This is a genomic window from Candidatus Symbiopectobacterium sp., from assembly GCF_020054415.1.
In the GTDB taxonomy this organism is placed as follows: domain Bacteria; phylum Pseudomonadota; class Gammaproteobacteria; order Enterobacterales; family Enterobacteriaceae; genus Symbiopectobacterium.
This window is the reverse complement of sequence record NZ_JAHWCO010000719.1, coordinates 1-10020: the sequence shown is the minus strand read 5'-3', so window position 1 is coordinate 10020 and position 10020 is coordinate 1. Positions and strand designations below refer to the sequence as shown.

Here is a 10020-nt window from a genome sequence, read left to right as displayed (position 1 = left end):
TGGCCACTTTTGCCATCACCGTGTTTTTTCACAGGAGATGTCTGTTCACAAAACGGGCATCTTACATCAACTTTAGCCACTGTATTCCACATCCAAAACCGGACATTTCACACTGCAATCAACATATTGAATACACGACCGTCTTGTTGTGTTGGTTAGACATCGACATCCCCTCCCTTTTTTTTCAAGATATGATTCATTCATGATGTAGCACTATAATCTTCCGGATAGGGTTGCTCTTGCAAAAAACGATTCTTGCAAAACTTCCTTACCTCTCTCTGTAGATAATAAGGATGTGCCCAGATATCTCTCTCCGGGCGCAAGCGGAGCTTATCCATGCCACCGGAAAGGTTGGTTGGTAACTTCCGATACCCCAGTAAAGGTCATGCGCGTTTGCAAAATGCCAGAGCCGGAATGGCTGACCCAGCACTCTTCCTTAATTTGTATTAGTCGCGACTAATACAAATAAGCGCAGGCTATTGCAGTTTCATCAAGTTGTCATTCCATCATGATGTTGCTAAAGATAAGCGCGGTTCAATCACGATCATAGCAAAAAATAACTGTATATGAAACCAGTTGTTTGTGTGCGTGCTCACAAGAAATCAATAAGATCGGCGCGTGAAAGGCACTGCACAGGTTATACACTATTACACATTGCAAGCGGGGAAGGGGAAGCACATGGCTATTGAGTGGATCGTTGCCTATCTGGCGTTGGGCGGCGTTGTCGGGTTCGTGGCGGGGCTGTTGGGGATTGGTGGCGGCGGCATCATGGTGCCGATTTTAACGGCACTGTTTGCTGCACAGGGTGTACAAGGTGAGCATCTGGTGCATTTGGCTCTTGGCACCTCAATGGCGGCGATTGTCATTACCGCGATCTCCAGCTTGCGCACCCATCACCAGCATCAGGCGGTGTTATGGCCCGTGGTGCTGCGTATTACGCCAGCGATCCTTATAGGCACCTTTGCCGCTACTTGGTTGGCGACGCTGCTGCCTACGCGGGCGCTGGCGATCTTCTTTTCCTGCTTTATGGCCTATGTTTCATTGCAGATGGTGCTCAACATCAAACCCAAAGCGCAGCGCCAACTGCCGGGAGTGGCTGGGGTATCGCTGGCGGGGCTGATTATCGGTGGTATTTCTGCGCTGGTGGCGATTGGCGGGGGATCACTCACCGTGCCGTTTCTGACCTTGTGTAATGTGCGCATTCAGCAGGCGATTGGCACGTCGGCGGCGGTGGGGCTGCCTATCGCGCTGGCGGGAGCGCTGGGTTATATGATTAACGGCTGGTCCACGACGGGGATGCCTGCCTACACGCTGGGCTATGTCTCAGTGCCTGCCGTGCTGCTGATTTCGGCGGTGAGCTTCTTTACCGCGCCGTTTGGCGCGCGTTTGGCGCATCGTTTGCCGGTTGCTACCTTGAAAAAGATCTTTGCCGCACTGCTGCTGGTGCTAAGCCTGAAAATGTTGCAAACGGTGTTCACCGCGTGAGCCGATGGGCCGCGCCGTGCAAAACGGGCCTCTATATCAATAAAGTGCCGCTGAAGTGAAGTTGTTGCAGCATTCTGGCTGTATATCTTGCACTCAGACGGTATACTGGCGCATTCCGTATAAATCCACATGTATCGCGTGAATCTGACATGCAAAAGTTTGATACCAAGGCCTTCCAAGGCCTGATCCTGACGTTGCAGGATTACTGGGCTCGCCAAGGCTGCACCATCGTCCAACCTTTGGATATGGAAGTCGGCGCTGGCACCTCTCATCCGATGACCTGTCTGCGCGCGCTGGGGCCGGAGCCTATTGCTGCTGCCTATGTACAGCCGTCGCGTCGTCCTACCGACGGTCGTTACGGGGAAAACCCGAACCGCCTGCAACACTATTATCAGTTTCAGGTCATCATCAAGCCGTCACCAGAAAATATTCAGGAACTGTATCTCGGTTCGCTGAAAGAGCTGGGGCTGGACCCCACCATTCACGATATTCGTTTCGTGGAAGATAACTGGGAGAACCCGACGCTGGGTGCTTGGGGGCTAGGCTGGGAAGTGTGGTTGAACGGTATGGAAGTCACGCAGTTTACCTACTTCCAGCAGGTGGGGGGGCTTGAGTGCAAGCCTGTGACCGGGGAGATCACTTATGGTCTGGAACGTCTGGCAATGTACATTCAGGGTGTTGACAGCGTCTATGACCTGGTGTGGAGCGATGGCCCGCTGGGTAAAACCACCTACGGTGACGTGTTCCACCAAAACGAGGTGGAACAGTCCACCTATAACTTCGAATACGCCGATGTCGATTTCCTGTTTACCTGCTTCGAGCAGTACGAAAAAGAAGCGCAACAGCTGCTGGCGCTGGAAAAACCGCTTTCGCTGCCTGCCTACGAGCGCATTCTGAAAGCGGCGCACAGCTTCAACTTGCTGGACGCGCGTAAAGCCATTTCCGTTACCGAACGTCAGCGCTATATTTTGCGCATTCGCACGCTGACCAAAGCGGTGGCCGAAGCCTACTACGCTTCCCGTGAAGCGCTGTGCTTCCCGATGTGTAACAAGAAAGAGAGCTAACAGCGATGACTGACAAGACTTTTCTGGTGGAAATTGGCACGGAAGAGCTGCCGCCAAAGGCGCTGCGTTCTCTGGCGGAGTCCTTTGCCGCCAATTTCACCACTGAATTGGATAATGCCGAACTGACACACGGCGACGTAAGCTGGTTTGCTGCGCCGCGTCGTTTGGCGCTGAAAGTGGCTCAACTGAGTGCCGCACAACCGGATCGTGAAGTCGAAAAACGTGGCCCGGCCATTGCTCAGGCGTATGACGCGGAGGGCAAACCGACCAAAGCGTCTGAAGGCTGGGCGCGAGGCTGCGGTATCACTGTCGATCAGGCAGAACGTTTGACGACGGACAAAGGCGAGTGGCTGTTGTATCGCGCGCTGGTAAAAGGCGGCAGCGCGCAGGGGCTGTTGGCGGATATGGTCGCAAACGCGCTGGCGAAACTTCCGATCCCGAAACTGATGCACTGGGGCGATAAAGAGACCCAGTTTGTGCGTCCGGTGCATACGGTAACGATGCTGTTGGGTGATGAACTGATCCCCGGTCAAGTACTGGGCATTGAATCCTCCCGCACTGTGCGCGGGCATCGCTTTATGGGAGAATCCGAATTCACCATCGATAACGCTGACCAATACCCGAGCATCCTGCTGGAGCGCGGCAAGGTTATCGCCGATTATGAAGCGCGTAAGGCGTTGATCAAAGCCGATGCGCAAGCGGCTGCGTGTCAGATTGGTGGTAATGCCGATCTGAGCGAAAGCCTGCTGGAAGAAGTGACTTCATTGGTGGAATGGCCAGTAGTGCTGACAGCGCGCTTTGAAGAAAAATTCCTGGCAGTGCCTGCCGAAGCGCTGGTTTACACCATGAAGGGCGATCAGAAGTATTTCCCGGTGTATGACAACGCCGGAAAGCTGCTGCCGAATTTCATCTTTGTTGCCAACATTGAATCCAAAGATCCGCAACAGATTATTTCGGGTAACGATAAAGTGGTGCGCCCGCGTCTGGCGGATGCCGAATTCTTCTTCAACACCGACCGTAAAAAACGTCTGGAAGATCATCTTCAGCGTCTGCAAACCGTGCTGTTCCAACAGCAGTTGGGTACGTTGCGCGACAAGACCGATCGCATTCAGGCCTTGGCGGGCTGGGTGGCGGAGAAAATCGGTGCCGACGTTGCTCACGCGAAACGTGCCGGTTTGCTCTCCAAGTGCGATCTGATGACCAACATGGTGTTCGAATTTACCGACACCCAGGGCGTAATGGGGATGCACTACGCGCGTCACGACGGCGAAGCCGAAGACGTTGCCATTGCACTGAACGAACAGTATCAGCCGCGTTTTGCAGGAGATGCGCTGCCTGCGTCAGGCGTGGCCTGCGTATTGGCGATTGCCGACAAGATGGACACGCTGGCGGGCATTTTCGGTATCGGTCAACACCCGAAAGGGGATAAAGACCCGTTCGCGCTGCGCCGTGCTGCGCTGGGTGTGCTGCGTATTATCGTTGAGAAACAGCTGCAGCTCGATCTTCAAACGCTGACGGAAGAAGCGGTACGCCTGTATGGCGACAAGCTGACCAACGCTAATGTGGTCGATGACGTGATCGAATTCATGCTTGGCCGTTTCCGCGCCTGGTATCAGGAAGAAGGTCATAGCGTGGACACCATTCAGGCGGTATTGGCCCGTCGCCCGACTCGCCCGGCAGATTTCGATGCCCGCGTGAAAGCGGTGAGTCATTTCCGTTCGCTGGATGCCGCTACTGCGCTGGCTGCGGCCAACAAGCGCGTGTCTAACATTCTGGCGAAATCCACCGATACGCTGAACGCCAACATTGATGCTGCTCTGCTCAACGAGAAAGAGGAAATTCAACTGGCCACCTACGTAACCGCGCTGGAGAGCAAACTGGCACCCTGGTTTGCAGAAGGGCGCTACCAGGAAGCGTTGGCGGAACTGGCCGAACTGCGTGAACCGGTTGATAACTTCTTCGATAAGGTGATGGTTAACGCGGAAGATGAAAGCGTGCGTCTGAACCGTCTGACGCTGCTTAATCAATTGCGTAACCTGTTCCTGAAAGTGGCGGATATTTCCGTATTGCAGTAAGTGAACAGCGCGACGCGTAGCATTTAAACAAATAAGTGCCGTTCATGCAGGAACGGTCATTTTTTCTACCGTTGTCTTGTTACCGGTCTTCTTTCTCAAACGCTGTTTGCAGTGCCATCACCAGCGTATCGCAACCGGCTTTATCGATGGTTAACGGGGGAGCCAACACCAGTTTCAGTCCGACCGGACGTACCACCGCGCCGGCATCGCGTGCCGCTTCTGCAATACGGAATGCCAGCACGTTATCCGGCGCTAATGACCGCTTGCTCGCTTTGTCCTCTACCAGATCCAGCGCCAGCATCAGCCCTTTGCACCGTACGTTGCCCACGGAGCGGAAGCGTGACTCAAACGGCAGCAGTTGACCCAGCAAGTATTCCCCCTGAAGTGCGGCATTGGCAGGCAGATTCTCCTGCTCAACAATATCCAACACCGCCAGCCCGGCGGCGCAAGCCAGCGGGTGACCACCATAGTTAAAACCCGTCATCAGCAATCCACGCGCATCGCCGTTATCCAGATAGGCCGCTTCGATACGCTGATTCAGCACGGTAGCCGACAGCGGCACATATCCGGCGGTGAGTGCTTTGGCAAACACCATGATGTCTGGTTTTACGCACCAACCGCGTGAACCAAACATCGCACTGCTGCGGCCAAATCCGGTGACTACTTCATCGGCGATCAGCAGTACGCCGTATTTATCACAGATCTCGCGCACCAGCGGCCAGAAGTTAGCGGGTGGCACAATCACGCCGCCTGCGCCCTGCACGGGTTCAGCGATGAAAGCAGCGACGGTATCCGGTCTGTAATAAAGAATTTCACGCTCTAACTGCTCAGCCACCAATTTTCCTAACATATCGGGATCGTCGCAGTTCCAAGGGTTGCGATACTGCCAGGGCGATTCGATCTGCGTGCAGCCTTCCAGCATTGGGCCATAGTTAATACGATAAATCGGCAGGCCAGACACTGATGTGCCACCCATGTGTACGCCGTGATAGGCATTCTTTAGAGAGATAAAGCGTGTGCGTTGCGGCTTGCCTTGTAAAATCCAATAGTAACGCGCCACCTTGAGGGCGGTTTCCACACCGTCTGAGCCGCCCATGCCGTACAACACCCGCCGCATATCTTCTTGCTGCGTCATCTGAATGAGGCGATTAGATAGCGCTTCAGCCATCGGGTGGCTGACGCCGTCAAACAGTTGGTAGTAAGCCAGTTCATCCATCTGTTTGGCGATGGAGGCTTTCACTTCCGGGCGATTGTAGCCCACGTTTACACACCACAGCCCAGCGAAGCCATCAAGCATTTTTCGCCCTTTATCATCCCAGATGTAGAGGCCGTCGCCTTTAACAATGCGCAGCGGTTCGCGTTCGGCCCAGTCATTCGGGTGTGCCATCGGGTGCCAAAAACGGTAATTGGTGTGGTTATAGGGTGTTGTCATTGTGAACTCCATAAAATCAGATGACGGTGAGCCGTTACCGCCGGAGCGGCAACGGACGAATCCGCGTGGCGTTACAGGGTTTCGACCATTTGTCCGATGCGTGAATAGCGCTCGGGGCTCAAGCGACGCAGGAAGTGCGCATAAACCCGGCAAACGCCACCAGCAGCACCAGATAGGGCAGCGATGACACCACCGGCGAGGAGGAGCCGCTCAGTACGTCGAGGTTATTGACCACCAGCGCCAGCGTTGCCAGCATGCCGAGGGCGGAGAGGGCGGAGCGATAAGGCGGCTCCAGCGTGACACCGGCAGCGCAGGATTCCGCTGGAAGTAGGCGAGAACGGCGAGCGAGACGCTGAATTGCAGCGCCAGAATCGACATGCTGCCCAAGGCGGAAGCCCAGGAGAAAACGTTCGCCATCGGGTCTAACTGCGCCAGGGCGAACAGTGCGGTGGCGCACAGCATAAGCGTGCCTTGCACCAGACTGGCGATATAGGGCGTCTGGTGTGTGCGGTGGGTTTTTGCCATTTTCGACCACAGCAAACCGTCACTGCTAATGGCAAACAGATAGCGAGACAGCGTGTTATGGAACGCCTGCGTTGCGGCAAACAGGCTGGTGATCAGCAAGACCGACATCACCTGTATAGCCCACTGGCCAAGCACCTGTTCAGTGACGGTAAACACAAACATCCCGGGATCGTTGGCGGCGAGCTCTGCAACGTGAGCGGCCCCCGCATATTGCACAAATGCCCAGCCGGAGAGGGCGAAAAAGCTGGTGATCAGCACCACGGCGAGCTGCGTGGCGCGTGGTATTACCTTGGCCGGTTGCCGACACTCTTCCGAGTAGATCGCCGTCGCTTCAAAGCCGACGAAAGAGCAAATGGCGAAGATCATCGCAATGCACACATAGCCATGTAACACGGTGGATGGTGTAAACGCGCTGATATCAAAGGCAATAGGCTGGGTAACAATGGCGGCGTCAACCAGCAACACAATGCCGACTTCCATCAGCATCAATACGCCAAGCACTTTGCCGCCCAGTTCCACCTTGGCAATGCCGGGTGTGACGACCGCCGCTTGCATCAGCAGCGAGAACAGCCACCAGGGTGCTGCGATACCGGTGTGCATCTGCACGAACTGCGCGAATAAGAAGCAGAACATGGCCGTGACGGCAAGCTGAATGGCGGTGTAGGCCAACAGTGAGATGCCGAGCCCGGCGATGCCGCTGTGGGTGCCAAGCCCTTGTGCGATATAGGCGTAGAAAGCGCCAGCGTTTACCACATAACGGCTCATGGCGATAAAAACAAAGCTGAAAATAAGCAGCAATGCGCCCGCCAGAACATAAACACCGGGCACGCCTGCGCCGTTGCCTGCCATAAAGGCGACGGGCAAGCCTCCGGCGACGCCGGTTAAGGGCGATGCTGCGGCGATAACAAAAAAGATGATCGACCAAAGGCCAAGGCTGCCTTTCTGGAGTTGGTTCCCCCGCGGTAATGCCGTCTGGAGCAGCGCGTGCGCTGATGATGAGTGCTGTGCCATGTTCCGTTCCCCTACGTGATGGTTCATGGTCAGTCTATGAAGTGCTCTGGCGTGTGCGTTATCGAAATCTGGCAAACCTGAATGTGACGAATAGTCATCATTTTCAGATCAAATGATGAACCGCACGCCGCGTGTGAGAGGGCAATTCAGCAAACAGGCGTTTGTAGTCGGCGGTAAACTGCGACAGGTGCCAAAAGCCCCACTTGGAGGCGATTTCGCTGATCTGTGCGTACTCTCCTTCCATCACCAGCATGCGTTTCACCCGGTTGAGTCGCATATTTTTCAGGAATACTGCCGGGCTTTGGCCCGTGACGGTTTCAAAACAGTTTTGCAGGGTGCGACGCGAGGTGTGGGTCAGTTGGCACAGCTCATCCATAGTCAGTGGCCGATCGCGATGTGCGATCAGTGCGTCCTGTGCTTTGGTGACGACACGCTGCGCCTTTTGCAGAGAAGGGCTCACGCTGATGGTCTGTGTGCCCACGGCTGTGAAAAAGGCAAAGGCAAGCTCGCGAATATCACTGAGAAATTGCAACCGTGCCTGCCGTTGCGCAAATTGCAGCGGGTGTTCCATCACGCTGTGCAACATGGCCAAAATGTGTTCGCGCAGTCGGTTGGCAAGGAGAGCGTGATGAATGGCGTAGACCCGGTGCGGCAGATCATCGGTGATATCCGATAACAGCGCCAAAGGAATGCTCAGTACCAATAGCGAAGAGGTTTCCGGCGTTTGCAGCATCAACTCGCCGCCGTCGTAGGACTAGGTAATGTCCTGCTGCGTCAGACTGTTTCCCATCCAGCGCGCTTCTCCCGACAGTGCATTAAACACCCCGAGGCAGAGAGTGCCCGTTCGGCCTTGGCAGCGTTGAAACACCGATTGTGACAGTTGCTCTTGGTAGAACTGTACACCGTCCAGCCAGGCCTCTTTCAGGCTACCTTCAAATCGTCCGTGAGAGATATGGTCATAGCGTAATGCCCAATCGGTCAGCAGTTGACTGTGTTGTGCCAGTTCCTGAATGCGCGACGCGCAACGAAAACCGTTTTGCTCACCAAGATGAAGTGCGGGTGTCATCGTCTGTCTTTCCTGCGTCGTGATGGGATATAACCACTGTGCAAGAATCACACCAGCTTAATAGAAAAAAATGGCAGATTTTATCTCTGCGTTTGGGGGCTGTGAGTGATGTTTTTGCTGAATATGGTCGTAAAACAGCGGGAAATAGAGTGGTTCCTGCCATAGGCGTGTTTTGCGCTGTGGCGTTGCACCGTTATGGATGTGTTGCTCAATTTTGCAGCAGTGCGTTGTTATCCGGCCACCGCATTCTGAGTATCCCGTTAGCTTGGCAGAAAAACGAGGGTATCGCGCTTATTCGACTATGTTTAGGGATAAGGCGGAGCAATGTGGTCCGCTTTTTCACCGGATAAGACGTGCGATAAGGAGTATGGCATGACGATAACAATGGGGTGGCGCGCGCGCTGGCTATTGCCGGTGCTGGCGTTGGGTATGGTGTTCCAACTGGCGGCCTGCGGTGATAGTGAAGCGGATCAGCGCAAGGCGTTTATGACGGTATTGCAAAGCGTGCCATCGCAATCGGGTAGTGTGCCGCCTGCACTGAGTTACGATCAGAAAAAACGGTTAGGACCTTTTGCCAACGATTACGCCATCTTAACCACCTTTTCCCAGCAGTTGCAGCAAAGCATGGCGGTGAGCCTCAAACCGTTATTGGCGCACGTTTCTCAGATTCGTGTGCCACAGGATTATTTGACGCAACGCGACGGCGTGCGTAGCGCTGTTGGGGCAATAAACCTGCTGGGGCAGCAGGTGCAGGCGGCGCGTTACAACGCGCTTATTACGCCTCTGGCAACACAGCAGCGCGATTTGATGAACGGATTACCACCACTTTTACCGTTGTTGAAACCATCACTATAGGGCAATAACGTGAGGTGGTGATGATATTTAGTGATTTAAATCACATAATAAAAACAAAATCACAGTGCTGTAATGTGATTGTGGTCACATTGTGCTGCCGTTGATGCGGATGATGATGCGTCGAATTGACCGTATTCGGTGATTTTATGTGAACTCAATCACTAAAATGTAGCGATGATGTGGGGATTATATGTGATGTTTGTCACATATGTCCGTGAGGTTGCGGTATCAAACCGACGTGCTAGGCTGTGTCCCTTAATTGCATAACTTCTTGTAAAAGAGGCGGATGCAGCCCAGTTTAACCATCGACAGATAATTCCTCGCCGTTTCGTCATAACGTATGGCAATACGGCGGTATTCTTTCAATCGGGGCTTTGTTGAATAAATCAGAACTTGTAACGACTGCGCCCCATACTGGTCGATTGTTACGTGATGCGAATACTGTTCGGCATTCCTAATAGCGTGATCCGGTTAAGCGCTTTGACCATGGCCATGGCTTCACCCACC

General features: G+C 54.2%; 9 protein-coding genes and 3 pseudogenes. 5 read left to right on the top strand and 7 right to left on the bottom strand.

Features of this window, described 5'->3' with window-relative positions; all coding sequences use genetic code 11:
* Nucleotides 1-80, bottom strand: a pseudogene (locus tag QZ506_RS20730) (IS1 family transposase); the annotation flags it as partial.
* A 598-nt stretch (nucleotides 81-678) separates the two neighbouring features.
* On the opposite strand from QZ506_RS20730, the gene QZ506_RS20725 reads away from it, so the two are divergent.
* The 3 genes from QZ506_RS20725 (at nucleotide 679) to glyS (ending at nucleotide 4624) form a co-directional block, all read left to right on the top strand.
* Nucleotides 679-1485, top strand: a complete 807-nt coding sequence (locus tag QZ506_RS20725) for a sulfite exporter TauE/SafE family protein (protein WP_291973608.1) — start codon at nucleotides 679-681, stop codon at nucleotides 1483-1485.
* A gap of 149 nt (nucleotides 1486-1634) precedes the next feature.
* Nucleotides 1635-2549, top strand: a complete 915-nt coding sequence (gene glyQ, locus QZ506_RS20720) for a glycine--tRNA ligase subunit alpha (RefSeq protein ID WP_291973606.1) — start codon at nucleotides 1635-1637, stop codon at nucleotides 2547-2549.
* A 5-nt stretch (nucleotides 2550-2554) separates the two neighbouring features.
* Complete coding sequence (gene glyS, locus QZ506_RS20715) at nucleotides 2555-4624, top strand: glycine--tRNA ligase subunit beta (RefSeq protein ID WP_291973604.1); 2070 nt, start codon at nucleotides 2555-2557, stop codon at nucleotides 4622-4624.
* A gap of 79 nt (nucleotides 4625-4703) precedes the next feature.
* Here glyS and QZ506_RS20710 read toward each other — a convergent pair whose 3' ends face one another.
* From QZ506_RS20710 to QZ506_RS20695, 4 genes are all read right to left on the bottom strand, one after another.
* Nucleotides 4704-6056: an aminotransferase class III-fold pyridoxal phosphate-dependent enzyme gene (locus QZ506_RS20710; RefSeq protein WP_291973602.1), complete on the bottom strand. Its 1353-nt coding sequence runs from the start codon at nucleotides 6054-6056 to the stop codon at nucleotides 4704-4706.
* A gap of 210 nt (nucleotides 6057-6266) precedes the next feature.
* The gene (locus tag QZ506_RS20705) at nucleotides 6267-7592 is read right to left on the bottom strand and encodes an APC family permease (protein WP_291973600.1); all 1326 of its coding nucleotides are present in this window, start codon (nucleotides 7590-7592) and stop codon (nucleotides 6267-6269) included.
* Nucleotides 7593-7695: 103 nt separating this feature from the next.
* Nucleotides 7696-8325 carry a helix-turn-helix domain-containing protein gene (locus QZ506_RS20700; protein WP_291973610.1) on the bottom strand — a complete coding sequence of 210 codons (630 nt, stop codon included), beginning with the start codon at nucleotides 8323-8325 and terminating at the stop codon, nucleotides 7696-7698.
* A 21-nt stretch (nucleotides 8326-8346) separates the two neighbouring features.
* Entirely contained in the window at nucleotides 8347-8658 is a 312-nt protein-coding gene (locus QZ506_RS20695) for a hypothetical protein (RefSeq protein WP_291973598.1), read from the bottom strand.
* Between the two features lie 38 nt (nucleotides 8659-8696).
* Between QZ506_RS20695 and QZ506_RS20690 the strand changes: the two genes are divergently transcribed.
* Entirely contained in the window at nucleotides 8697-9008 is a 312-nt protein-coding gene (locus tag QZ506_RS20690; RefSeq protein WP_291973596.1) for a hypothetical protein, read from the top strand.
* A gap of 22 nt (nucleotides 9009-9030) precedes the next feature.
* Complete coding sequence (locus QZ506_RS20685; protein ID WP_291973594.1) at nucleotides 9031-9513, top strand: DUF3053 family protein; 483 nt, start codon at nucleotides 9031-9033, stop codon at nucleotides 9511-9513.
* Nucleotides 9514-9768: 255 nt separating this feature from the next.
* Here QZ506_RS20685 and QZ506_RS20680 read toward each other — a convergent pair.
* Nucleotides 9769-9882, bottom strand: a pseudogene (locus tag QZ506_RS20680) (IS5/IS1182 family transposase); the annotation flags it as partial.
* 56 nt (nucleotides 9883-9938) lie between these two features.
* Nucleotides 9939-10020: pseudogene (locus QZ506_RS20675) on the bottom strand (lipoprotein); the annotation flags it as partial.